The following is a 23,890-nucleotide window of genomic DNA, read 5'->3' on the forward strand; positions in this document are numbered from 1 at the left end:
ACCACCACGGCCTTCCCAGCGTCGTCAGCGGTTGGCGACGGCCTCCTCAGCGGTGCGCAGCCACTCGCGCCACTGTGCGGCCTGCTCCTCCGCCTTCTTCGCGCGACGCTCGTCGCCTGCGGCTCGCGCCTTCTCGGCCTGCGCCTCGAACTGCTCGACCCGCTCCCTGAACTGCGCGGCCCTGGCCTCGGCCTCGGGGTCGGTGCGACGCCAGCGGGCGTCCTCGGCCGAGCGGATACGGTCGGCGACCGCCTTCAACCGGCCGTCGAGTTCCCTGATGCGCTCCCTCGGCACCTTCCCGATCTCGTCCCAGCTCTCCTGAATCCGGCGGAACTGGGCCTTGGCGGCGTCGAGGTTCGTCGCAGGGTCGATCTTCTCGGCCTCGGCGAGCAACTCCTCCTTACGAGCCGCGTTCTCGGCGAATTCGGCGTCCCGTTCCGAGAACGCCTCGGCCCTGCGGGAGAAGAAGGCGTCCTGCGCCGCCCTGAACCGCTGCCACAGGGCGTCGTCTGCGTCCTTCGGTGCTCTGCCTGCGGCCTTCCACTCGACCATGAGTTCCTTGTAGCGGCCCGCGGTCGGTCCCCAGTCGGTGGACTCGGACAGCGCTTCGGCCTCCTCGATCAGTTCTTCCTTGCGGCGCTTGGCCGCGGCGCGCTGCTTGTCGAGTTCCGCGAAGTGTGAACCCCGGCGCCTGCTGAACGCCTCGCGGGCCTTGGAGAAGCGCTTCCACAGCTCGTCGTCCGTCTTGCGATCGACACCCTTGATCGTCTTCCACTCGTCGAGGATTGCCTTGAGCCGGTCGCCCGCGACCTTCCACTGGGTCGAGGACGCGGCGATCTCCTCGGCCTCCTCCGCGAGAGACTGCTTGCGGGCCACGGCTTCGGCCCTCGCCCGCTCCCGCTCCTGGCGACTCCGCTCCAGCGCCTTCTCGGCGTGGGCGACGACGTGGTCGAGCCGGGCGCGAAGGGCGTCGAGGTCCCCGACGACAGCGGCTTCGGCGAGGCCGTCGCGCAGGTGAACGGCGCTGGACAGCGCGTGCTTCGGGTCGCCGGCCCCCGACGAGAGCCGGGTCTCCAGCAGCTCCGCCTCAGTGCGCAGGTCGTCGAACTTGCGCGCGTAGTGCATCAGTCCCTCGTCGGCCGAACCCGCCTGCCACACGCCTACAGCACGTTCCCCGTCGGCTGTGCGCACGTACACAGTGCCGTCGTCGGCGACCCGTCCCCACCGCGACGGGTGTGTCTCGGCGACCGGCACAGCGGGTGCCTGCGTGCCCCCTGAGGCGTGGGGCACCTGGTGTGGCGTGGGGACGTCGGCCGAAACGTCGGAGACGTCGCGGGAAACGTCACTGCCGCTGGTGGTGTTCTGCTCGGCCATGGCCGGCTCCTTCTCGCTGTCCGGCCCGCGAGGATCGCGGGCGCCCCGCGGTGTGCGGGGCCGGGTCGTGCGTGTTACGGGTCTGTAGGCCGCATTCAAACAGGTAACACCGCTGATGGGTACTCCATGCCTCGATAGGTACCTCTGGCGACGCTGCCGGTAACCTCGTTACACGTGATCACGTGTGCCGTCGTGGTGCCTTCGCCGCCGCTGCTCGTGCCCGACCTCGTGCCGGGCGCCGTGGAGCGCGGCGCCGCGGTGCGCGACGCGACGGTGGCCGCGGCACGCACGTTGGCGGGGGCAGGCCGTCGCTGGGTGGCGGTGGGCGTCGCCGATCGGCGGCAGACAGTGCAACCCGGTACGCGCGGCGGTTTCGGCGGATTCGGTGTTGACGTCCCCGTCGCGCTGTCGGAATCCGCCCGTGAGTCCGAACCCACACTGCCCCTCGCCGCCCTTGTGGCGGGTTGGCTACGCGAGCAGGCAGGAGCACAGTCGGTGCGGGTCGAACTCGTGGCCTCCCACGCGGAGGTGGCCGAGTGCGTCGCGCTGGGAGAGCAGCTCGCCGAGGCGGACGAGGACGGTTTGCTCGTGGTCGGTGACGGTTCCACCCGTCATCCGGCCGCGCCGCCGGGCTGGCCCGACGACCGGGCCGAAGGGTTCGACGCGGCAGTGCGCTCCGCGCTGTCCGACGCCGACTGCGAGGCGCTGCTGTCGATCGACGCCGCACTCGCCGGTGAACTCCAGGCCGCGGGAAGGGCGGCGTGGCAGGTGCTCGCTGCCTTCGCCCGCGCGTCAGGGGACTGGCGTGGGGAGTTGCTGTACTCCGCCGCACCTTTCGGCGTCGCCTACCACGTCGCGGAGTGGACCCGGCAGTGATCGCGCCCGTCGCCGTCGTCGGCCCCACCGCCACCGGCAAGACCGCGCTCGGTGTCGAACTCGCGCTCGCACTGGGCGGCGAGGTCGTCAACGCCGACGCCATGCAGCTCTACCGAGGCATGGACATCGGTACGGCCAAGGCCACCCCCTCCGAACGCAAGGGCGTGCCGCACCATCTGCTCGACGTCCTCGACGTCACCGAGACCGCCTCGGTGGCGGCCTACCAGGAGCAGGCACGCTCGATCATCGAAGGGCTGCTCGAAGCCGACCGCGTTCCGGTCATCGTCGGCGGTTCCGGACTGTATGTACAGGCGATCGTGGACGACCTCCGTTTCCCGGGAACCGACCCCGCCGTGCGCCGTGATCTGGAACGGCAGGCCGGTGCGGAGGGCACCGCCGCGCTGCACCGCAGGCTCGCGATGCTCGACCCGAAGGCCGCCGCGACGATCCTGCCCGGCGACACCCGGCGAGTGGTGAGAGCGCTGGAGGTCATCGCTATCACCGGTGAGCCGTTCTCGGCGAACCTGCCCACCCCGGGGCCGCCACGGTACGGGACTGTCCTCATCGGAATCGACAGGGATGCTGAGGAACTCGACACGCGGCTGGAACTGCGGGTGGAGCACATGTTCGACGCAGGACTCGTCGATGAGGTGCGTTCGCTCGAACAGCGTGGGCTGCGCCAGGGCAGGACGGCGTCACGAGCGCTCGGATACCGTCAGGTGCTCGACGCGCTGGCCGGTAACGGCGATCTCGACGCCGCCGCGAGGGACACCGTGGTGGCGACGCGCCGCTTCGTCCGCAGGCAACGCTCGTGGTTCCGGCGCGACGACCGGATCACGTGGTTCGACGGTGGCAGGACGGACCTGGTCGCCGCCGTGCTGTCACATCTCGACCCGTAACCTTGGAGACATGGCTGGCATCGAGTTCCTCAAGGGGCACGGCACCCAGAACGACTTCGTGCTTCTGCCCGATCCCGACGCGGCGCTGGAGCTGACCGGGAAGCGGGTCGCCGCGCTGTGCGACCGGCAGCAGGGGATCGGTGCCGACGGGGTGCTCAGGGTCGTGCGCTCGTCCGCGATGGGTGCCGACTCGAAGGGCGAGTGGTTCATGGACTACCGCAACGCCGACGGATCGATAGCGGAGATGTGCGGCAACGGCGTTCGGGTCTTCGCCCGGTACCTCGTCGAGGCAGGACTCGAAGCGGGACCGGAATTCGTCATCGGTACCAGGGCAGGCGACCGGCCGGTGCGGGTGCAGGCCGACGCCTCGGGTGAACTCTCCGTCACCGTGCACATGGGACCGGTCACCGTGACCGGGACCTCGGTCGCTGTCGTCGGCGGAAGGCAGGTCTCCGGGGTCGCGGTGGACGTCGGCAACCCGCATCTGGTCTCGGTCATCGATGACGACGTGAGCACCCTCGATCTGAGCAGGGCTCCTCGCTACGACACCGAACTCTTCCCCGAAGGCGTCAACCTGGAGTTCGTCAACCTGCTCGGTCCCGATGCGTTGCGCATGCGTGTCCACGAGCGCGGGGTCGGGGAGACCAGGGCGTGCGGAACCGGCACGGTCGCGGCGGTCGCGGCAGCACTGCACCTGCGTGGCGACGACACCGGAGAATCCACAGTAGACATCCCTGGGGGTCGAGTGGTGGTGACCGTCGGCAAGGGAACCTCGACACTTACCGGGCCCGCTGCGTTCGTCGCGAGGGGTGAACTCGATGCCGCGTGGTGGGATTCCCTCGGGGAGAGGTGATGCGCCGTCTCCGTTCGCGCGGAGACGAGCGCGCCATGCGGAGGCGGTGAGTCTCCGATCGGCCGCTCCGGACAGGGACGCCGCCGTCCGTCGAAGAGGTCGCTTGCCAGCTGGCGCTCGGTCAGGACGTTTCCCGTGGCGACGCGCACGGTCGGTCACCACAGCAGAACGCTCTGTGAGGTAGCGGGCGTTCATCGCCGGTAAGTCGGCGACACGTGGGCTCGTCTGCCGGGAATAGGTCCTCCGCTCGTCCGGTTGGCATACGTGACAGCGCTCACCAGCGAGTCGTCGAGACGACCGTCCTCGTGAACTCGGCGGAAAGAACGCCCCATGAACAGTGCCCATGAACAAGGGCGGCCGAGGAGGCGCTGTCCGGGCGTTTCGGCGCGTCGGCCACCACCGCACGGCGGTGAGTGCGGCGCCGCCTGGACGATTAATGGGCTCGTTCTTTCCCACGCACCGTGGGACGATAGGGAGACGATGACAGAACTGACACACAACGCCGTTCCCGCCGATCAGCTCGATGACATCGAACTGTCGCAGGGTGAACTCGAACTCTCCGACCGCGCTTCGCTGCGCAGGGTCGTGGGCCTTTCCACCGAACTCGCCGACATCACCGAGGTCGAATACCGGCAGCTGCGGCTGGAACGCGTCGTGCTCGTCGGGGTGTGGACCGAGGGAACAGCGGAACAGTCCGAGGAATCGCTGGCCGAGCTCGCCCGCCTTGCCGAGACCGCGGGCTCCGAGGTACTCGAGGGGCTCGTCCAGCGCCGTTCACGGCCAGACCCCGCCACCTACATCGGGTCCGGCAAGGTGAAGGAACTCGCCGACATCGTCGTCGCCACCGGCGCCGACACGGTGATCTGCGACGGTGAACTCTCGCCGGGCCAGTTGCGGCAGCTCGAGGAGAAGCTGCGCGTGAAGGTCATCGACCGCACGGCGCTGATCCTCGATATCTTCGCCCAGCACGCCCGCTCGCGTGAGGGCAAGGCTCAGGTCGAGCTGGCGCAGTTGCAGTACCTCATCCCGCGCCTTCGCGGGTGGGGCCAGTCGCTGTCGCGGCAGGCAGGTGGCCGGGCCGGTGGTGCCAACGGCGGCGTGGGTCTGCGTGGTCCCGGTGAGACGAAGCTGGAGACCGACCGCAGGCGCATCAACAAGCGCATCGCGAAGCTGCGCAAGGACATCGCCGCGATGGACACCATCAGGGCCACCAAGCGGGGGCGCAGGGTCGCCAACGAGGTGCCGAGCGTCGCGCTGATCGGATACACCAACGCCGGCAAATCCAGCCTGCTCAATGCCCTCACCGGCGCGGGGGTACTGGTGGAGGACGCCCTGTTCGCCACCCTCGACCCCACCACGCGGAGGGCCTCGACCCCTGACGGGCTGGAGTACACGATCACCGACACCGTCGGGTTCGTGCGGCATCTGCCTCACCAGCTCGTGGACGCCTTCCGCTCCACGCTCGACGAGGCGGCGGACGCGGACCTGCTTCTGCACGTGGTGGACGGTGCCGCGCCTGCGCCCGAAGACCAGGTCGTGGCGGTGCGCGAGGTCCTCGGTGAGATCGCCCAGAAGCGATCCGAGCCGCTGCCCCCCGAACTGGTGGTCGTGAACAAGGCCGACGTCGCCGACGAGGTGACGCTCGCGCGGCTGCGCAACCTCCTTCCCGACGCCGTGGTCGTCTCCGCCCACCGCAGGCAGGGGCTGGACACTCTCGCTGCGGAGATCGCCACGCGCCTGCCCCGTCCGGAGACGCTGGTGGAGGTTCTCGTGCCCTACGCGCACGGCGAACTCGTGGCCCGGGCACACGCCGATGGCGAGGTACTGGCGGAGGAGCACAGGCCAGAAGGGACGTTGCTCACGGCGAGGGTGCATGCGGAACTCGCCGCCACTCTCTCGGCGTACGTCACCGACGGGTCGCGAGCCTGACGCTAACGTAGCGGGGTGGCGCGACTCGGTTTGGCGGCGACAGCGGCGCTTTCCACACTGTCCGCGCTCGCGGCGACGCTGCTGTCACCGTCCTTCTCCGGCACGGCAAACGCGGGCACCGCGGACACCGCGCCGAAGGCGGTGTGCTCGGTCGGTGATCCCCGGCTCGCTGAGCTGTCGGGTCTCACGGCCGACTCCGAACACCTCTACGCGGTGGCCGACGGCGGCACCCGGGTCGAGGTTCTCGTCCTCGACGACGACTGTCAGGTGCGGGACGTGCTGACCGCGCCGACCGATCCCTACGACGTGGAAGATCTCGCGCTCGGTCCCGACGCGACGTTGTGGCTCGGCGACACCGGGGACAACCGTCAGGTGCGCGAGACAGTGGCTCTGCACGTCCTGTCGCGCGACGGTACGTCCGCGCTGTATCGCCTCACGTATCCGGACGGCCCGCAGGACGCCGAGGCACTCGTGGTGGACGGCGAGGGAACGCCCTACATCATCACCAAGAGCGCGGTCGGCTCCTCCCGTGTTTACCGGCCCTCCGGTCCGCTGGTGAGCCCGGGGCCGACGCCTCTGGAGGAGGTCGCCACGGTGTCGCTGCTGCCGACGGCGACGCAGGGTGGTCCGCTCGGGGTCGCGGGGAGCGTTCTCATTACCGGCGCCGCGCTGTCGCCGGACGGCAGCGTGGTGGCTCTGCGGACGTACACCGACGCCTATCTCTATCCGGTCACCGGAGGGGACATCGCTGGAGCGTTCGGCCACGAACCCGTGCGCGTCCCTCTGCCCGGTGAGCCGCAGGGTGAGGCCATCGCGTTCACCCCCGACGGAACACTGCTGTCGGCGGGGGAGGGCTCCGGCGAGCCGGTGAGAGCCATTCCGAACGCCACCGCGCTGGCGGACGACCGGGGCAGCGGTGACCGGAGTAGCGCGACGGAGCAGGCGGCGACAGAACAGCGCACCGAGACGATCGAGTCGGCTGACGGCGAACCCGACCTCGACCCCGTCGCTCCGCTCACCATCGCGGTGTGGTCAGCCGCGGCACTCGGCGCCGTGTTCGGTGTGGTGCTGGTGGCCCGCTTCCATCGCCAACGCCGCCAACGCCGCCAACGCCGCCAACGCCGCCAACGCCGCCAACGCCGCCAACGCTGAATCAAGGTGCCGTCAGACCGGCGAGAAAGGCCGGAAGACTCGAGGCCTCGGTTTCCGGCCTTCGCCGACCCGATTCCTCGGCGGGTTTTCCGCTGCCATTCCCCTGGCGGGGTTCACAGCCTTCTCAGGACAGCGACGACCTTTCCGAGGATCGTGGCGTCGTCACCAGGGATCGGGTCGTATGCCTCATTGTGCGGCAGCAACCAGACGTGCCCGTCGTCCTTGCGCTTGAACGTTTTGACGGTCGCTTCGCCCTCGATCATCGCCGCCACGATGTCGCCGTTCTCGGCGGTGGGTTGCTGCCTCACCACGACCCAGTCGCCATCGGTGATCGCGGCACCGATCATCGAGTCGCCGGTGACGCTGAGCAGGAACACGTCCCCTTCGCCGACGATGTCCTTCGGCAGAGGGAAGACGTCTTCGATCGACTCCTCGGCGAGGACAGGGCCTCCCGCCGCGATACGTCCGACTAGCGGTACCAGTGCGGGCCGGGGAACCGTCTCTCCGGCTGCCGTGACGGCCTCACCCTCGCGAGGCGAGGTGCGAGTGGTTCCGCGCTGGCTGTCCATCGCCAGCACACCGACGGCGCGAGGGCGATTCGCGTCGCGCCGGAGATAACCCTTGCGTTGCAGCGCCTTCAACTGGTGGGAAACGGAGGATGTTGACGTGAGCCCGACCGCCTCCCCGATTTCCCTGACACTGGGCGGATATCCGTACCTGTCCACCCAGTCCCTGATCACGTCGAGGACTTTCCGCTGGCGCGGTGTCAGGCTTTCGTCCGGGGTACTGACCGTGCGCGGAAGGGCGGAGACTTCGCCGCCGCTCACGTCGTTGCCCGTTGTCTTGCGTGCCACCGCGATTTGCCTCCCAGTCATGGACCCGACCCGATGTGGGGCCCGTGTACACATCCGGTTACGACGCTAGCCCTCCTCGTCGAGGATTTCAAACATCTGTTCGAGAACATGCCACGTTCGCTCGATTTTTCCTCGGGTCGGTGGTACACATTCGCACGGGCGTTCGATAGAACGAATGTTCGACCGTAGTCGCGTGGGCTTGCCGAGGGTTCCGGTTCCGGTCGCGGGTTCGGCGCAGTCGGGTGGCGGCTCGTGCCGAGCGGTGGCCGCCGAGCGGAGGGATGGTGGTATGGCGCCGATCACGAGACATTCGCGTGTTGCCCGGCATGCTTCTGCTCGCCCGCCGGTCGGCGGTTTTCCCAAAGGCGGGAAAGGGCGGCGGGGGTGCCGAGGGTGCCGGCCCCCGACGCGGCCAGGAGCCGCTCCGAGCCTGCCGGGTGGGCGTGTGCGCGCGGGAGAAGAGGGCGATGAGCGGCAGTCAGGGGGGCCGGGGTGGCCATGGCTCGTGGTCGTGGCGCTCGCCGTCGCGGTCGCGGTCGTCGGTGCGGGCCTCGCCGCCACGGAGCCCCCGCCCGGCGGGCACGGGGGCCGATGTGACGGTTTCCCGGGCGCCGTAGGCTGTGCCGGGTTGCCGGGCGTACTCGCGAACACGGCGGGGCGCGACTCGCGGCCGTCGAAGGGTCACACATGGTAGGTCCGGGATCTCACCCCCGTGAGGGAGGGGGCCCAGTTGCATGCGACAGGGCCGCGGCTTAAGGTCGAACCCCTACATGTAGTAGTTACATCGCTGTAATTGGTCCACAGGTTGGGGTATCATCGCCTTCGGTGCTCGATGACGGTGGTGCTCTGGTCTTCGGTGGAAGACGTGGACGACACTCGGGTGTGGTAGCCCGTCGCGGGCGTCGGTGACGTGTCCGCTTCGCGGAAAGAAGCTGAAGGTTCGGGAGGTGTTCGACTGTGCGGTGCCCGTTCTGCCGCCACGCGGACTCCCGGGTGGTCGATTCGCGCGAGGTGGACGAGGGGCAGGCGATTCGCAGGCGGCGGTCGTGCTCGGCGTGCGGACGCCGGTTCACCACGTCGGAAACGATGGTGCTCGCTGTCGTCAAGCGCTCGGGAGTGACGGAGCAGTTCAGCCGCGACAAGGTGGTCAACGGAGTGCGCCGCGCCTGTCAGGGACGCCCTGTTGACGACGACGCGCTGAAGCAGTTGGCACAGAGGGTCGAGGAGTCGATCAGAGCGACCGGCGTCGCCGAGATCCCGAGCCACGAGGTGGGGCTCGCCATCCTCGGTCCGCTCAGGGAGCTCGACACCGTCGCCTACCTGAGGTTCGCGAGTGTCTATCGGTCCTTCTCGTCGATCGAGGACTTCGAGGCCGAGATCAAGAACCTGCGTGAGGCGATCGCCGGGTCGTCCGGCCAGGACCACAGCGAGTGAGGTCGCGGGCGACGAGTCACGTCGGCCGCCAGTTTCGAAGAACGCGGGAGTGGGAGTCATGACAGAAACCGTGGGGGTCGGCGCGGAATCCTCGCCGAAGCCGGGCAGGAAGCGCAACGGCTCTGGTGCGCGCAAGGGCCTTCGGGTGCAGCGCGTCTACACCACCGAGGGCGTTCACCCCTACGACGAGGTGCGGTGGGAGCGGCGCGACGTCGTCATGACCAACTGGCGTGACGGCACGGTGAACTTCGAGCAGCGCGGCGTGGAGTTCCCCGAGTTCTGGTCGGTCAACGCGACGAACATCGTCACCAGCAAGTACTTCCGTGGTGCTGTGGGCAGCCCCGAGAGGGAGAGCAGCCTCAAGCAGCTCATCGACCGCGTCGTCAAGGCCTACGTCAAGGCGGGTCTCGAGCACGGCTATTTCGCGGGCAGTGCGGATGCCGAGATCTTCGAGCACGAACTGACCTGGATGCTGCTGCACCAGGTGTTCAGCTTCAACTCGCCGGTGTGGTTCAACGTCGGCACGAGTTCGAAGCAGCAGGTCAGCGCGTGCTTCATCCTGTCGGTTGACGACAACATGGACTCGATCCTCAACTGGTACCGGGAAGAGGGCCTGATCTTCAAGGGCGGGTCCGGTGCTGGCCTCAACCTCTCGCGCATCCGCTCCTCCCGCGAGTTGCTGTCCTCCGGCGGCACGGCGTCGGGCCCGGTGTCGTTCATGCGTGGCGCTGACGCCTCGGCGGGCACCATCAAGTCGGGAGGCGCCACGCGCCGCGCAGCCAAGATGGTCGTGCTCGACGTGGACCACCCCGATGTCGAGGAGTTCATCGAGACCAAGGCGAAGGAGGAGCACAAGATCCGCGTGCTCAGGGACGCCGGTTTCGACATGGACCTCGGCGGTGCCGACATCTCCTCGGTGCAGTACCAGAACGCCAACAACTCGGTGCGCGTGTCCGACGAGTTCATGCAGGCCGTCGAGACCGGTGGCTCGTTCGGTCTCCGCTCGCGCACCACGGGCGAGGTTCTGGAGAACGTCGATGCCAAGACGCTGTTCCGCAAGATGGCGCAGGCGGCGTGGGAGTGCGCCGACCCCGGATTGCAGTACGACGACACCATCAACGACTGGCACACCTGCCCCGAGTCGGGCCGGATCACCGCGTCGAACCCGTGTTCGGAGTACATGCACCTCGACAACTCGAGCTGCAACCTGGCCTCGCTGAACCTGCTGAAGTTCCTGCGTGAGGACGGCACGTTCGACGCCGAACTGTTCGCCAAGGCCGTCGAACTGGTCATCACGGCGATGGACATCTCGATCTGCTTCGCCGACTTCCCGACCGAGCCGATCGCCGAGACGACGCGCAAGTTCCGCCAGCTCGGCATCGGCTACGCCAACCTGGGCGCGCTGTTGATGGCCACCGGTCACGCGTACGACTCCGAAGGCGGAAGGGCGCTGGCCGCGTCGATCACGTCGCTGATGACGGCGGTGTCGTACCGGCGGTCGGCGGAGCTGGCCGGTGTCGTGGGGCCGTACGAGGGTTACGCGCGCAACGCCGAGCCGCACCAGCGGGTGATGCGCAAGCACGCTGCGGCCAATGAACTCGTGCGCACCTACCACCACAACGACGCCGCGGTGCGATCGCTGGCGACCCGGGAGTGGGAGCGGGGCATCGAGATCGGGACGGCCAACGGCTGGCGCAACGCGCAGGCCAGCGTTCTCGCACCGACCGGGACCATCGGTTTCATGATGGACTGCGACACCACGGGTATTGAGCCGGACTTCTCGCTGGTGAAGTTCAAGAAGCTCGTCGGCGGTGGGTCCATGCAGATCGTGAACAACGCCGTTCCGCGTGCCCTGCGCGCACTGGGCTACCAGGAGGAGCAGGTCGAAGCGATCGTGGACTACATCGCCGAGCACGGCCACGTCGTCGATGCGCCGGGCTTGCGTCCCGAGCACTACGAGGTGTTCGACTGTGCTGTCGGCGAGCGTTCGATCGCGCCGATGGGCCACGTGCGGATGATGGCGGCCGTGCAGCCGTTCCTGTCCGGCGCGATCTCCAAGACGGTCAACATGCCGGAGTCGGCGACCGTGGAGGACGTCGAGGAGATCTACTTCCAGGGCTGGAAGCTCGGTCTGAAGGCGCTGGCCATCTACCGGGACAACTGCAAGGTCGGCCAGCCGCTGTCCACGGGCAAGAAGGAGAAGTCCGCGCCGGAGCAGAAGGCGGCGGAGAACACCGTCGTCGAGTACCGGCCCGTGCGCAAGCGTCTGCCGAAGAAGCGCCCGAGCCAGACGGTGTCCTTCACTGTCGGCGGAGCCGAGGGCTACCTGACGGCAGGCTCCTACCCGGACGACGGGCTCGGCGAGATCTTCGTCAAGCTCGGCAAACAGGGGTCTACTCTCGCCGGGGTGATGGACGCGTTCTCCATGTCCATCTCCGTGGGACTCCAGTACGGCATTCCGCTCGAGTTCTACGTGCAGAAGTTCCAGAACCTGCGCTTCGAGCCGGCGGGCATGACCGACGACCCGGACGTCAGGATGGCCACGAGCGTGCTGGACTACCTGTTCCGCAGGCTCGCGCTGGACTATCTGCCGTACGAGAAGCGTGCGCAGCTCGGCATCTTCACGGCCGACGAGCGTTCGGCCCAGGTGGAGGCCGAGTACGGCGGCGGCGGTGCGGAGCCGGTGAACGTGGACCTGGACGAGTTGCGCAGCAGTGTCGAGGCGGGTGAGCGGAAGGCCGCGGACGACTCCGCGACGCGAAGTGGCCGGCCTGCCAGGGAGGCGCAGACGACCACCGAGCTGGTCGAGTTGCAGCTCGGCAAGGCTGCCGATGCACCGCTGTGCATGACCTGCGGCACGAAGATGCGCCCTGCGGGGTCGTGCTACGCCTGTGAGGGCTGTGGCGCCACATCCGGCTGCAGCTGACACGCGAAGTTCGAGGGGGAGCCGGCCGACGGGTCGGCTCCCTTTCTTCGTCTCCGCGGTCACGTCTCGATCTCGCGAGGCCGACGCGTGCCGGAAGCGGCAGAAACGCGGTACGACAGGGGTCGGGCGGACGGTGATCGCGCAACCGGATTCCTGCCAGGTGAGAACCACAACCCCTGGCAAGGATCTGCCTGAGAATGCGTTACCGTAGTTTTGAATTGATCAATCCAAAACTACGGAGGAACGCGGTGCCTCGTGCCGTCTACATCCTGTCGCTGGGGATCTTCACCATGGTCACCAGCGAGTTCGCAGTCGCTGGACTGCTGTCCGCTGTGGCAACGGGGCTGGGAGTGTCCGTGCCGCAGGCCGGATACCTCATCACCGCCTTCGCCGCCGCGATGGCGCTCGGCGGGCCCGTGCTGACCATGCTGCTGAGCCGGAGGCCACCGAAACCCGCGCTCCTCACCCTGTTCGTCGTGTTCGGCGCCGGCAACGTTCTCGCGGCCGTCGCACCGAACTACGCCGTGATGTTCGTAGCACGGGTGGTCACCGGCGTCGCCGCGCAGGCGTTCTTCGGCCTCGCCATCTCACTCGCGGCGCAACTCACCAGGCCACAGGTGCGAGGACGGGCCGTGGCGGTGGTCATGAACGGCCTCATGCTCGGCACACTGCTCGGCCTCCCGATGTCCACAGTGGTCGGTGAGAACTTCGGGTGGAGGGCGACGTTCTGGGTGGTCACGGGGCTCGCCGCCGTCGCGGCGATCGCCACCGTCATCGCACTGCCCGCGATCGAGGCGACCGGAGCCGACGACCTTCGCACCCAGCTCGGTGTCTTCCGCTCCCGCACGCTGCTGCTCGCCCTCTGCACGAGCACCCTCGTCATCGGCGCGACCTTCGCGGGCTTCAGCTACTTCCAGCCGATTCTCACCGAGGTCAGCGGCATCGACGGCTCCGTAGTGCCACTCCTGCTCGTCGGATACGGTGCCGCCACGGTCGTGGGGAACATGGTGGTCGGGCGCCTCGCCGACCGCTCCTACGCGATGGTGCAGGTGTGGGGCCTCGCGCTGAACGCCGCGTTTCTCGCGGCCTTCGCGCTGCTCGCCGGCCACGCCGTGTTCGCAGTGCCCGCGATGATGGGCATCGGGCTGGTGGGCGTCACGATGAACCCGGCGATGGTGGTGCGTGTCCATCGCGCAGGCAACGCGAGCCCGCTCGTGAACACCGTCCACGGATCGTTCATCACACTCGGGGTGATGATCGGATCGTTCGCGGGCGGGCTCGCGATCGACCTCGCGGGGTTGAGGGCACCGCTGTGGTTGGGTGCGGTTCTCGCGCTGATCGGTATCGGCACGGTCCTTCCCGAACTCGTCCGGCCTCGCCGGGCCTCCGTGCCCGCGCCGGTCGCGGCGCCGTCGCCCTCGCTGTGCAAGGCTGAGAGCTGAATGAATCCCCAGGACGGGAGCGCCGATGAGCACGGTCGTCGTCACGGGAGGTACCGGAACGGCCGGCAGGGCCGTGGTGAACGCGCTGGTGGCCGCTCACCACGATGTCGTCGTGACGAGCCGCTCGACGTCGTCCGTGCACGGACGTGTCCGGACGGTGCGACTCGACTACGGCTCACCCGCCGACTTGGAAGCCGCCTTCCACGGACCTGACGCGGTCGTGCACTGCGCGACCAGCTTCACCGGCGTTCGCGGCGGGGAGACCGAGCTGGGCAGGCGGGTACTGGCCGGTGCTCGACGCGTGGGCTGCGGGCACGTCGTCTCCATCTCCATCGTCGGCATCGACCGGATACCGCTTCCGTATTACCGGGCCAAACTCGCCACCGAGAAGCTGGTCGAGAACAGCGGTGTCCCGTGGACCATCCTGCGCGCGACGCAGTTCCACGAGCTGGTCACACGGCTGCTCTCAGGGCTGACCCGCCCGCCGCTGGTGCTCGTTCCCGACATTCCTGTGCAACCCGTTGCGGCGGAGGAGGTGGGCGCGCGGCTGGCCGCACTGGCCGCCGCGCGTCCGGCAGGCAGGGTTCCCGACCTCGGCGGGCCGGAGATTACGACCCTGCCCGCTCTGGCGAGGAGCTACGTCGCGGCGATCGGCAGGCGCCGCCGTGTCAGAGCGGTCAGGCTGTTCGGGTCGGTATTCGCGGGATACCACGCCGGACACCATCTCGCGCCGGGCGACGCCACCGGCACGATCACGTACCAGGACCACCTCGACGCGTGGGTTCGGACTCGTCGCTGAGCCGTTGCCACAGGAACTCGAACACGAGAGCCCACATGAAGGCCAGCTGCGCGTTGTCGGCCGCCGCGCCGTGCCCGCCCTCGAGGTTCTCGTAATAGGCCACGTCGTGGTCGTCCGCGTGCATCCTGGCCATCATCTTGCGCGCGTGTGCGGGATGCACGCGGTCGTCCCTCGTGGACGTGACGAACAGCGTCGGCGGATAAGTCCGGCCACTGTGGACGTTGTGATACGGCGAGTAACGGCTCAGGTACGCCCATTCCTCGGGGTCGTCGGGGTCGCCGTACTCCGCCATCCACGACGCCCCTGCCAGCAGTTGGTGATAGCGGCGCATGTCGAGCAGCGGTACCTGACTGACCACGGCGCCCACCAGCTCCGGGTACCGCGTGAGCATGACACCGGTGAGCAGCCCGCCGTTGCTGCCGCCCTGCACACCGAGCAGCTCCGGTGTTGTGATGCCCCTGGCCACCACGTCGCGCGCCACCGCGGCGAAGTCCTCGTAGACCTTGAGCCGGTTGGTCTTGACCACCTGGTTGTGCCAGTCCGGCCCGTACTCGCCGCCGCCACGGAGGTTCGCCACCACGTAGGTGCCACCACGGGCGAGCCAGCCTCGGCCGATGACGCCGCTGTAGGACGGAGTCAGCGACACCTCGAACCCGCCGTAGCCGGTGAGCAGGGTCGGCGTGACGGTGCCTCGATCCTTCGGCCCGACGACGAAGTAAGGGATTCGCGTTCCGTCTTCCGAGGTGGCGAAGTGCTGTGTCACGTCGAGTGAATCGGCGTCGAAGAACGCGGGAGTGCGCTTGACCGTCTCGACGGAGGAACCCACCTCGCCACGCAGCAATGCGGGCGGATCGGTGTAGCCGGTGGCCTCGACGAAGAACTCGTCGCTGTCGTAAGGGTCTGTGGCAACGAGGTCCACGGCCCCCACGTCGGCGAGACCGGTCAGCGGTTCGTCGTGCCAGCCCTGCGGCCCTGGTGTGAGCACCCTGAGCCGGGTCTTGACATCGACGAGTGTGCCGAGCAGGAGGTGATCGCGGGTCCAGGCGTAGTAGTCGAGCGAGGTGTGCGCGTCGGGCTCGAACAGAACGGTCAGGCTGCGGTCTCCGGCAAGGAAGGCGTCCAACTCGATTCCGAGCAACGCCCCTGCGGGATAGTGGCTGCCTTCGACCGTCCACGGGCTGCGCGTGCGAATGAGCAGCCACTGCCGGTGCGCCGACACGCTCGCGTCGTCGGGTACATCGATTCGTACGAGACCGTCGGTGGTGCGCAGGTGCGCCTCGGAGCGGTAGAAGTCGATCGCCCTGCTGACGAGGTCGCGCTCCCAGCCCTCCGTGGGGTCGTGGACGGCGTGCACCGACACGTCGTCGGGCTTGCCCTCGAACACCAGTGTGGCTTCCTCGAGCGGAGTTCCGCGCCTCCACTCCTTCACCAGCCGCGGATAGCCGGACGTGGTGAGGCTGCCCTCGCCGAAGTCGGTGCCGACGTAGATCCGGTCCTCGTCGATCCAGCACACGGAGCTCTTCGCCTCGGGCAGGGTGAAGCCGTCGTCAACGAAGACGCGCCGTTCGAGATCGAACTCCCGGACCACGGTGGCGTCGGCCCCACCCCGGGAGAGTTCGACGAGGCACCTGTGAAACCCGGGCCGTAGAACGGTCGCGCCCTGCCAAACCCAGTTCTCCGACTCCTCGGCCGCGAGTGCGTCGATGTCGAGCAGGATCTCCCACTCCGGATCCGCCGTGCGGTAGGAGTCGAGTGTGGTGCGCCGCCACAGGCCACGCGGGTGCCTTGCGTCGCGCCAGAAGTTGTAGAGGTGAGCACCTCGGCGACGGACGTAGGGAATCCGGGTGTCGGCGTCGAGCACCTCGCGCAGTTCGTCCCGGATACGCTCGAAACGCTCTCCCGCCGCGTAGCGGGCGACCGTCGCGGCGTTGTGTCCCCGTACCCAGTCGAGCACGTCCTCGCCGGTGACGTCTTCCAGCCAGCGGTGCGGGTCGGGCCCAACGCTCGGATCAAACTCGTCCATGCCGGCCAGTCTGCCAGCCGGACGCGGCCACCGGGACGGCGACAACGACGCCACGGTGAGTCACCGAGAGTTGTCCAGCACTGAGAGAAAACCACCCTTTCGGAGGAGTAGGGCTCTCCACAGGCGGTGCCGAGTGTGCTCTCCCGGGATGTGGTCCCCGCCGTTCGTCGGGTCGTGCCGATCCACGCTTGACAGTGGCGGGGCTCACGGCAATGGTCAACACCATTCTTGTCGCCGCCGTCCGATCTGGGGGCTTCGTGAGAGTCAAGCGGGTGTCGATCGTCCTGGCCGCTGTCGCCGTGTCGTTGCCGCTCGTCGCCGTGAGCGCGACGGCGGACGAGGTGCCGCAACCGGTGTTCGCCGACGGGCAGGCCCAGCCTGTGTACGACCCGGCCGACGTCGTGAGAGAGGACGTCTGGGTCGAAGCCGGGGTGGACAGCGATCACGACGGCGTCGAGGACGTCGTGCACGTCGAGGTCGTCCGTCCGCGCGCCACCGAAAACGGTCTTCGCGTCCCGGTGGTGTACCAGGCGAGCCCCTACTACGCGGGCGGCAACCCGATCACCAACCACAACGTCGATCGCGAACTGTACGTGCCGGGCAAGCCGCTCGGCGAGATCACGTGGCGATACCAGGACTACTTCCTCGCCCGTGGTTTCGCCGTCGTCTACGCCGAGTCGCTCGGGACAGGGCGGTCCACAGGGTGTCCCACCACAGGCGGCGAGAACGAGACGCTCGGCGCCACGTCGGTGATCGACTGGCTGAACGGGCGTGCCGGGGCGCGCGACGCCGAGGGAAGGCGGGTGAACGCAGGCTGGACGACGGGGCGGACCGCGATGATGGGGGTCTCGTACAACGGCACCCTCCCCAACGCCGTCGCGACGACGGGCGTCGAGGGCCTGGAGACCATCGTGCCGATCGCGGCCATCTCGAACTGGTACGACTACTACAGGGAGAACGGTGCCGTCGTGGCTCCCGGCGGTTTCCAGGGTGAGGATGCCGACGTACTCGCCGAGTACGTCTACACGCGGGCGGATCAGGAGATCTGCCGTCCCGTCATCGACCGTCTCGAGCAGGAACAGGACCGGCTCACCGGCGACTACAGCGACTTCTGGCACGAACGGAACTATCTCGACGACGTCGGCAACGTGAAGGCGTCGGTACTCGCCGTGCACGGTCTCTCCGACTGGAACGTCACGGTCAGCCAGGTCGCCGAGTGGTGGGACGCGCTGGCCGAGCACGGTGTGGAACGCAGCATCTGGCTGCACCAGTCCGGTCACGCAGATCCGTACTCCCTGCGCAAGGAGGAGTGGCTGACCACGCTGAACCGCTGGTTCAGCCACTACCTCTACGGCATCGACAACGGTGTCGAGACCGAACCGAGGGCCACGGTCCAGCGCGAGGACGGCTCGTGGACCAGGGAGGCCGACTGGCCCGCTCCCGGGACGGAGGACGCCACGTTGCGCCTCGGTCCCGGCGGGGGAGAACGAGGTGCGCTCGGCGTCCATCGTTCGCCTGGCAGGCCCGTCGTCGAGTGGCTCACGGACGACGCAACGAAGAAGGTCGAGGACCTGGTGAACGCGCCGGCGTCGGAGCACCGGCTGTCCTACAGCACCGAAGCGGCGAGCGTTCCGGTGAGGATCAGCGGCACACCGTCGGTGACGTTGCGGATGGTGTTCGACCGTCCCGCCGCCAACGTGACCGCGGTTCTCGTGGACCGCGCTCAGGACGGCAGCTCCCACGTGATCACCCGTGGGTGGATCGACCCGCAGAACAGGCACGGCGCGTCCCGCACCAAGGCATTGCGTCCCGGGGTGCCGTACCAGGTGTCCTTCGAGCTTCAGCCGCAGGACTACATCGTCCAGGAAGGGCACCGCCTCGAATTCGTCCTCGTCTCGAGCGACCACGACTTCACCCTGCGTCCCACCCCTGGTACCGGAGTCGGTCTCGACGTGGGTCGTTCGACGGTGACCGTGCCGGTCGTGGGCGGGTCCGAGACGATTCGACGAGCGTTTCCGGTGTCCTGAGGGTGGCGCGAGCACTTACCACACTCCCCCGACACTCCCCGCGTCAGCGAGGCCCCTCCGCCCCGGCTGTGGACAACCGGCCCTCGTAGTCCACAGCCACCGCCCACCCCTTCGCACCGCGGCTTTCCCGGTCCATCGTGGACCCATGACACCTTCTCCCACAACGGATTCCAGGCCCGCCAACACCGCCAAGGTCGATCTGCGTGATCCCGGCGACTTGCTCGCGGCAACGCCGCACCTGCTGGGTTTCGAACCCAGCGACTCGGTGTTGCTGGTGGGGCACCGGGGCACCGAGGGCACGCGAATCGGCAACATCGTGCGGGCCGACCTGCCGCCACCCGGAAGTGAAACGGCCTTGGCGCGGCAGCTTCTCGGCCCGCTGGCTCGTGAGTCGGTCGCCGTCACCGTGGCCGTCGTGGGTGGACTTCGGAGCGCAGGCTCCGCTGTTCCACCGGCCACGGCCGTCGTCGCCGCCGTCGGCGAGGTGTTCGGGAAGGCCGGGTTGCGGGTTCTGCATGCCCTGTGGACACCTCGCATCAGCGCGGGAGCGCCGTGGCGATGTTACGAGGACGCCTGTTGCGCCGGTCATCTTCCCGATCCGGCAAGCACGGTGATGGCGGCCGTCAGCGCTCACGCGGGTCTCGTCACCCACAGCAGCAGGGCCGCCATGGAAAGGCAGCTTCAACCCGTGGCGGCCGACGTGCTCGCGCGCAGGGCCGCCATGCTGAGCCACCGCACGGCCGACGGATTACGCGACGACACGACATCACTGCGACGAGGCAGGGCCGCGGTCCGCACAGTGCTCGCGCGCGTGTGGAAGGAAACGCTGCACCTCTCCGACACCGAGGTGGTCGAACTGGCAGTCGCCCTTTCGTTGCCACAGATCAGGGATGCGTGCTTGGCTACCGCCCTGCCTGTCGGCAGCGGACGCGCGATGACCGCCGAACGTCTCTGGCTCCTGCTCACCAAGCACACGCCTGCTCCTGAACGCGCCGAACCCGCGACCTTGCTGGCGTACTCGGCTTACGTGCGCGGAGAGGGTGCGCTCGCCGGCATGGCTCTCGACGCTGCCCAGCAGGCAGACCCGGGTCACATACTGTCCGAACTGCTCAGGAAGGCACTCGAACACGGTGTGCCGCCGAAGAGACTCGTTGGCCTGGCGAGTTCGTGCGAAGCGGGGCCGATCTGGACAGCTCCGGACGACGATCCCGATGCGGGGAAACCGCCGGACCGGCCCTCGCCGAACTCTCCGGCAAGACCGCCTACCGAGCCTCCTGACGGCGCTGGGTGAACGCCCAAGCGTCGCTGACAATGCCGGAAAGGTCGGTGTGCTGCGGTTTCCAGCCGAGCTTGTCCTGTGCCTTGTCGCTGGCGGCCACGAGCACGGCCGGGTCCCCTGCGCGGCGCTGTGCCACCACGGCGGGGATCTCGTGCCCGGTGACCTCGCGGCAAGCGTCGATCACCTGCCGGACTGAGAAGCCGGTGCCGTTGCCCAGGTTGAAGATCTCGTGCTCCCCAGGGTTCGCGTGTCCCAGAGCGAGCAAGTGAGCGTCGGCGAGATCGACCACGTGGATGTAGTCACGGATCGCCGTTCCGTCCTCGGTCGGGTAGTCGTTACCGTAGATCTGCACCTGGGCGCGGTCTCCGGTGGCGACCTGGAGGATCAGCGGAATGAGGTGCGTCTCGGTGGTGTGCCGTTCGCCGTAGTTGCCGTAGGCGCCCGCGACGTTGAAGTAGCGCAGGCTCACCGCAGCGAGGCCGTGCGCACGGGCGTAGCTCGTGATGGCGTGGTCGATGGCGAGTTTGGTGGCGCCGTAGGTGTTGGTGGGCGACGTCGGCGCGATTTCCGGTATCGGCGTGGTCTCCGGCTCGCCATAGGTCGCGGCTGTCGAGGAGAACACCAGGCGCGGAACACCGTGCGTCCGCATGGCGTCCAGCAACCGGAGGGAGGTCAAAACGTTGCCGCGCCAGTAGGTTCCCGGGTCCTGCATGGACTCGCCTACCAGGCTCTTGGCGGCGAAGTGCAGAACCCCGTCGAACCCTTCTGCCAGAAGCGTTCCCGCGACCTCGGCCGCGTCACCCTGGACGAAGCGCGCGCCTTCGGGAATCGCGTCGGCGTGGCCGGTGGACAGGTCATCGACCACGGTGACCTCGTGTCCCGCCTCGAGTAGCCGGGCCGTGCACACACTTCCGATGTAGCCTGCTCCGCCCGTGACAACGAGTTTCATGGGCGTGCTCGACGTCGTGGTGTCGGTGGGCATTCGTGCGGGCCCTTTCTCGGATGGGAAGAACGTTTCAGTGGTACGAGGCGACAGTGTGCACCTCTCGGGGACCAGTCCGGAGAGCGGGGTCGGCGTGCGCGTCAGCCCCGGCCTGCTCCCTGCGACGGCACGGCTGTGAACAGGCGCGGCGTTCGGAGTCGTGCCGAGCGGAAACCACGGCGTATCGCGGAGGCGACGCGGGGAAGGGCTTCGGTGTGAACCAGCGCGATGGCCGAGCCGCCAAAACCGGCTCCGGTCATCCGCGCTCCGAGTGCGCCTGCCGAGCGGGCCAGATGCACGGCGAGGTCGAGTTCTGGGGAGGAGACCCGGTAGTCGTCGCGGAGGCTGTCGTGGGAGGCGTCGAGGAGAGGGCCGATGTCCGCGTAGCGGTGCTGGCGTAGCAGCCGCACCACGTCGAGCACGCGAGCGTTCTCGGTCACGACGTGGTGCACCAGCGGGCGCAGTTGTCGCGGAACCGCGATGAGGGCGTCGGCGAGATCGGTGGGGGTGAGTTCGCCGAGGGAGCCGAGGCCGAGGAGGCGGGCGGCGTTGTCAGTGGCGCGACGCCGGTCGGCGTAGCCGGAATCGCTGTTGCGGTGCCGCACCCGGGTGTCGATCACCAGTACGGCGAGATTCGCGGCTTCCGCGGCGAAGGGCACCTGCTCGCGGTGGTCGGTGGACACATCGAAGAACAACACGTGGTCGGCGATACAGCACAGGGAGGCCATCTGGTCGAGCACACCGGTGGGCACACCGACGAAGTCGTTCTCGGCACGCTGCGCCCAACGGGCGATCGTGGCGCGTTGTGCGTCGTCGGGGCTAGGCCGTTCCGCCACGCCCAGCAGGGCGAGAGCCGTGGCGCATTCCAGTGCCGCAGACGACGCGAGGCCGGCACCTGCGGGCACGTCGGTGGCGACAACGAGATCGGCACCCAACTCGATCCCGTGATCGCGCAGTACCCACACCACCCCGGCGACGTAGGCGGCCCATCCGGAAGGGCGGCCAGGACGAAGGTGCCGCAACTCCACCGGTTCCGCGCGCTGAACGCGACCGTCGGAGCCCAGGGTGGCGATGGTGAGCAGCCGGTCACCACGTGGTGCGACGGCGACCGCCGTGCGATGCGGAAGCGCGAACGGCAGGACGCAGCCGCCGTTGTAGTCGGTGTGCTCACCGACAAGGTTGACGCGTCCCGGGGCTGACCACACCCCCTGTGGTGGCCGTCCGTGTACGGAGGTGAAGGACGCCGCGGCGAGCCGCGCGGCGTCCTTCACCTCCGTTGCGGGGAGCCTGCTCACCGGTTTCCCGTGACAGGAGCCTGGGAGGCCGTCGTCACCGCGCTTGTGCGAGTACCGCGTGTAGTGCCGAGGTCGGAATGCTCGCCGTGATGGTGGTGCCGGAATCGTCGGACACCTCGACGGTCGAGTCGCCGTTCGCGGCCTTGCCGATCGTGACCGTCCGCCCTGGCACGATACCGACCGAACGGAGCTGTCCCATCAGCCGTTCGTCGAGCTGGACGTGCTCGGCGATACGCCGGATCTCGACCTTGCCGCCGCCGGCCTTCGCGACCTCGTCGAGGCGGACAAGGTCGGCTTCGGCAGGTGGAGCAGGCTCACTGGCGGCGTCGAGCTTGTCGAGTCCGGGAATCGGATTGCCGTACGGAGAGGTGGTGGGATTGTTGAGCAGCTTGATGAGCTTGCGCTCCACGGCCTCACTCATGACGTGCTCCCACCGGCACGCCTCGTTGTGGACGTGCTCCCACTCCAGTCCGATCACATCCACGAGCAGCCGCTCGGCGAGCCGGTGTTTCCGCATGACGGCGACCGCCAGCTCGCGCCCGTGGTCGGTGAGCTTGAGATGCCGGTCGTCGGCGACGACCACGAGGCCGTCTCGCTCCATGCGCGCCACCGTCTGGCTCACCGTCGGCCCGCTCTGGTGCAGCCGCTCCGCGATCCGCGCCCGAAGTGGGACGACACCTTCCTCTTCGAGCTCGTAGATGGTGCGCAAGTACATCTCGGTGGTATCGATGAGATCATTCACGCCTGTCCCCTTTGTTCGCCCTTACTCATGGTAGTGGCTGGTCCTGACACCGAGGGCACGCGTCACCGACGCCCCTGGCGCGGGCTGCGGGCAGGATGGGTACATGCGACCCGTCATCTCGACCTCCGACCTCGCGGACCTCTTGGCCACCGGTACACCTCCGACGGTGCTCGACGTCCGCTGGCGGCTCACCGGCCCTCCTGGACGCGAGTCCTATGCCGAGGCACACGTGCCGGGCGCGGTGTTCCTCGATGTGGACACGGACCTGGCGAGTGAGCCGGGACCAGGAGGAAGGCATCCGCTGCCCGAGCCCGAAGCGCTGCAACGCACCTTGCGTGCCGCAGGGGTCGGCGAGTCGAAGCCCGTGATCGTCTACGACGACGCAGACGGTTCGGTCGCGGCGAGGGCGTGGTGGCTGCTCCGCTGGTCGGGACACCGGCAGGTCGCGGTGCTCGACGGAGGCTTCGCCGCGTGGCTGGCGGAGGGGCGTCCGGTCACCCGTACCGTGCCGGAGCCCGTGCGGGGAGACCTGGTGGTGCGACCTGCAGCGCTGCCTGTACTCGACGCGGACGGTGCGGCCGAGCTCGCCAGGCACGGTGTGCTGCTGGACGCCCGCGCGCCGCAGCGGTACACGGGGGAGACGGAGCCGGTGGACCCCAGGCCGGGGCATGTGCCCGGAGCTGTGAACTCCCCGTTCACCGCGCATGCTGGTGAGGACGGGCGCTGGCGATCACCGGAGGAACTCGCGCGGCACTTCGCCGGACTCGGTGTCGGCCCCGGCACGCCGGTCGGCGCCTACTGCGGGTCGGGTGTCACCGCGTGCTCGGTGGTGCTGGCGCTCGAACTTTCCGGGCTGAGGGATCAGGACCGGCCTGCGGCGCTGTACGCGGGATCGTGGTCGAACTGGGTGGCCGATCCCGGAAGGCCCGCGGCGACCGGCCCCGATCCCGGCTGAGCGCCGCAACGGGGGCACCGGCCGACGTGACGCCTTAAGCTCGGGTGTC

18 protein-coding genes are annotated in these 23,890 nt (G+C 68.5%); 12 read left to right on the forward strand and 6 right to left on the reverse strand.

Annotated features, from left to right (window positions below; all coding sequences use genetic code 11):
* Positions 1-24: 24 nt before the first annotated feature.
* A complete protein-coding gene (locus SACXIDRAFT_RS16845) occupies positions 25-1,374 on the reverse strand; it encodes a DUF349 domain-containing protein (RefSeq protein ID WP_006239820.1) in 1,350 nt (449 codons plus the stop codon).
* Between the two features lie 174 nt (positions 1,375-1,548).
* Between SACXIDRAFT_RS16845 and SACXIDRAFT_RS16850 the strand changes: the two genes are divergently transcribed.
* The 5 genes from SACXIDRAFT_RS16850 to SACXIDRAFT_RS16870 all read left to right on the forward strand — a co-directional run bounded on the left by SACXIDRAFT_RS16850 (position 1,549) and on the right by SACXIDRAFT_RS16870 (position 7,083).
* Positions 1,549-2,250: a class III extradiol ring-cleavage dioxygenase family protein gene (locus SACXIDRAFT_RS16850; RefSeq protein ID WP_006239821.1), complete on the forward strand. Its 702-nt coding sequence runs from the start codon at positions 1,549-1,551 to the stop codon at positions 2,248-2,250.
* On the forward strand, positions 2,235-3,149 hold the full coding sequence (miaA, locus tag SACXIDRAFT_RS16855) for a tRNA (adenosine(37)-N6)-dimethylallyltransferase MiaA (RefSeq protein WP_040922238.1): 915 nt from the start codon (positions 2,235-2,237) through the stop codon (positions 3,147-3,149). Before SACXIDRAFT_RS16850 ends, miaA begins: the two co-directional genes overlap by 16 nt.
* Positions 3,150-3,159: 10 nt before the next feature.
* Positions 3,160-4,002, forward strand: coding sequence for a diaminopimelate epimerase (gene dapF / locus SACXIDRAFT_RS16860; RefSeq protein WP_006239823.1), 843 nt, complete (start codon positions 3,160-3,162; stop codon positions 4,000-4,002).
* A 480-nt stretch (positions 4,003-4,482) separates the two neighbouring features.
* Positions 4,483-5,931 (forward strand): GTPase HflX, encoded by a 1,449-nt coding sequence (hflX, locus tag SACXIDRAFT_RS16865; protein ID WP_006239824.1) that lies wholly within the window; start codon positions 4,483-4,485, stop codon positions 5,929-5,931.
* 15 nt (positions 5,932-5,946) lie between these two features.
* Positions 5,947-7,083: a hypothetical protein gene (locus tag SACXIDRAFT_RS16870; protein WP_006239825.1), complete on the forward strand. Its 1,137-nt coding sequence runs from the start codon at positions 5,947-5,949 to the stop codon at positions 7,081-7,083.
* 113 nt (positions 7,084-7,196) lie between these two features.
* Here the strand turns inward: SACXIDRAFT_RS16870 and lexA are convergent, their stop codons facing one another.
* A complete protein-coding gene (gene lexA / locus SACXIDRAFT_RS16875) occupies positions 7,197-7,937 on the reverse strand; it encodes a transcriptional repressor LexA (RefSeq protein ID WP_006239826.1) in 741 nt (246 codons plus the stop codon).
* Between the two features lie 957 nt (positions 7,938-8,894).
* Here lexA and nrdR point away from each other — a divergent pair.
* The 4 genes from nrdR to SACXIDRAFT_RS16900 all read left to right on the forward strand — a co-directional run bounded on the left by nrdR (position 8,895) and on the right by SACXIDRAFT_RS16900 (position 14,538).
* A complete protein-coding gene (gene nrdR, locus SACXIDRAFT_RS16885) occupies positions 8,895-9,371 on the forward strand; it encodes a transcriptional regulator NrdR (protein WP_006239827.1) in 477 nt (158 codons plus the stop codon).
* A gap of 58 nt (positions 9,372-9,429) precedes the next feature.
* A complete protein-coding gene (locus SACXIDRAFT_RS16890; RefSeq protein ID WP_006239828.1) occupies positions 9,430-12,297 on the forward strand; it encodes a vitamin B12-dependent ribonucleotide reductase in 2,868 nt (955 codons plus the stop codon).
* Positions 12,298-12,545: 248 nt separating this feature from the next.
* A complete protein-coding gene (locus tag SACXIDRAFT_RS16895) occupies positions 12,546-13,739 on the forward strand; it encodes an MFS transporter (RefSeq protein ID WP_006239829.1) in 1,194 nt (397 codons plus the stop codon).
* 25 nt (positions 13,740-13,764) lie between these two features.
* Entirely contained in the window at positions 13,765-14,538 is a 774-nt protein-coding gene (locus SACXIDRAFT_RS16900) for an SDR family oxidoreductase (RefSeq protein WP_006239831.1), read from the forward strand.
* Here SACXIDRAFT_RS16900 and SACXIDRAFT_RS16905 read toward each other — a convergent pair.
* Complete coding sequence (locus SACXIDRAFT_RS16905; RefSeq protein WP_006239832.1) at positions 14,492-16,561, reverse strand: prolyl oligopeptidase family serine peptidase; 2,070 nt, start codon at positions 16,559-16,561, stop codon at positions 14,492-14,494. The two genes, SACXIDRAFT_RS16900 and SACXIDRAFT_RS16905, sit on opposite strands and share 47 nt — an antisense overlap.
* A gap of 212 nt (positions 16,562-16,773) precedes the next feature.
* Here SACXIDRAFT_RS16905 and SACXIDRAFT_RS16910 point away from each other — a divergent pair, with 212 nt between their 5' ends.
* The gene (locus SACXIDRAFT_RS16910; protein ID WP_006239833.1) at positions 16,774-18,588 is read left to right on the forward strand and encodes a Xaa-Pro dipeptidyl-peptidase; all 1,815 of its coding nucleotides are present in this window, start codon (positions 16,774-16,776) and stop codon (positions 18,586-18,588) included.
* 145 nt (positions 18,589-18,733) lie between these two features.
* On the forward strand, positions 18,734-19,879 hold the full coding sequence (locus tag SACXIDRAFT_RS16915; RefSeq protein ID WP_006239835.1) for a DUF4192 domain-containing protein: 1,146 nt from the start codon (positions 18,734-18,736) through the stop codon (positions 19,877-19,879).
* Here the strand turns inward: SACXIDRAFT_RS16915 and galE are convergent.
* The 3 genes from galE to SACXIDRAFT_RS16930 all read right to left on the reverse strand — a co-directional run bounded on the left by galE (position 19,851) and on the right by SACXIDRAFT_RS16930 (position 22,886).
* Positions 19,851-20,849: a UDP-glucose 4-epimerase GalE gene (gene galE / locus SACXIDRAFT_RS16920; RefSeq protein ID WP_006239836.1), complete on the reverse strand. Its 999-nt coding sequence runs from the start codon at positions 20,847-20,849 to the stop codon at positions 19,851-19,853. The two genes, SACXIDRAFT_RS16915 and galE, sit on opposite strands and share 29 nt — an antisense overlap.
* A gap of 101 nt (positions 20,850-20,950) precedes the next feature.
* Positions 20,951-22,144, reverse strand: coding sequence for a galactokinase (gene galK / locus SACXIDRAFT_RS16925; RefSeq protein ID WP_006239837.1), 1,194 nt, complete (start codon positions 22,142-22,144; stop codon positions 20,951-20,953).
* A gap of 34 nt (positions 22,145-22,178) precedes the next feature.
* A complete protein-coding gene (locus SACXIDRAFT_RS16930; protein ID WP_006239838.1) occupies positions 22,179-22,886 on the reverse strand; it encodes an iron-dependent transcriptional repressor DtxR in 708 nt (235 codons plus the stop codon).
* A 103-nt stretch (positions 22,887-22,989) separates the two neighbouring features.
* Here SACXIDRAFT_RS16930 and SACXIDRAFT_RS16935 point away from each other — a divergent pair, with 103 nt between their 5' ends.
* Positions 22,990-23,841 carry a sulfurtransferase gene (locus tag SACXIDRAFT_RS16935; RefSeq protein WP_006239839.1) on the forward strand — a complete coding sequence of 284 codons (852 nt, stop codon included), beginning with the start codon at positions 22,990-22,992 and terminating at the stop codon, positions 23,839-23,841.
* The last annotated feature ends 49 nt before the right edge of the window (positions 23,842-23,890 follow it).

The sequence above is a fragment of the Saccharomonospora xinjiangensis XJ-54 genome (assembly GCF_000258175.1).
Classification (GTDB): Bacteria; Actinomycetota; Actinomycetes; order Mycobacteriales; family Pseudonocardiaceae; genus Saccharomonospora; species Saccharomonospora xinjiangensis.

Excerpts from the sequence above, each read along its gene's own strand:
- SACXIDRAFT_RS16845 (WP_006239820.1), bottom strand. The coding sequence starts at position 1,374 with ATGGCCGAGCAGAACACCACCAGCGGCAGTGACGTTTCCCGCGACGTC.
- galE (WP_006239836.1), bottom strand. The coding sequence starts at position 20,849 with ATGCCCACCGACACCACGACGTCGAGCACGCCCATGAAACTCGTTGTC.
- hflX (WP_006239824.1), top strand. The coding sequence starts at position 4,483 with ATGACAGAACTGACACACAACGCCGTTCCCGCCGATCAGCTCGATGAC.
- dapF (WP_006239823.1), top strand. The coding sequence starts at position 3,160 with ATGGCTGGCATCGAGTTCCTCAAGGGGCACGGCACCCAGAACGACTTC.
- SACXIDRAFT_RS16905 (WP_006239832.1), bottom strand. The coding sequence starts at position 16,561 with ATGGACGAGTTTGATCCGAGCGTTGGGCCCGACCCGCACCGCTGGCTG.
- SACXIDRAFT_RS16910 (WP_006239833.1), top strand. The coding sequence starts at position 16,774 with ATGGTCAACACCATTCTTGTCGCCGCCGTCCGATCTGGGGGCTTCGTG.
- SACXIDRAFT_RS16915 (WP_006239835.1), top strand. The coding sequence starts at position 18,734 with ATGACACCTTCTCCCACAACGGATTCCAGGCCCGCCAACACCGCCAAG.
- SACXIDRAFT_RS16890 (WP_006239828.1), top strand. The coding sequence starts at position 9,430 with ATGACAGAAACCGTGGGGGTCGGCGCGGAATCCTCGCCGAAGCCGGGC.
- SACXIDRAFT_RS16900 (WP_006239831.1), top strand. The coding sequence starts at position 13,765 with ATGAGCACGGTCGTCGTCACGGGAGGTACCGGAACGGCCGGCAGGGCC.
- SACXIDRAFT_RS16935 (WP_006239839.1), top strand. The coding sequence starts at position 22,990 with ATGCGACCCGTCATCTCGACCTCCGACCTCGCGGACCTCTTGGCCACC.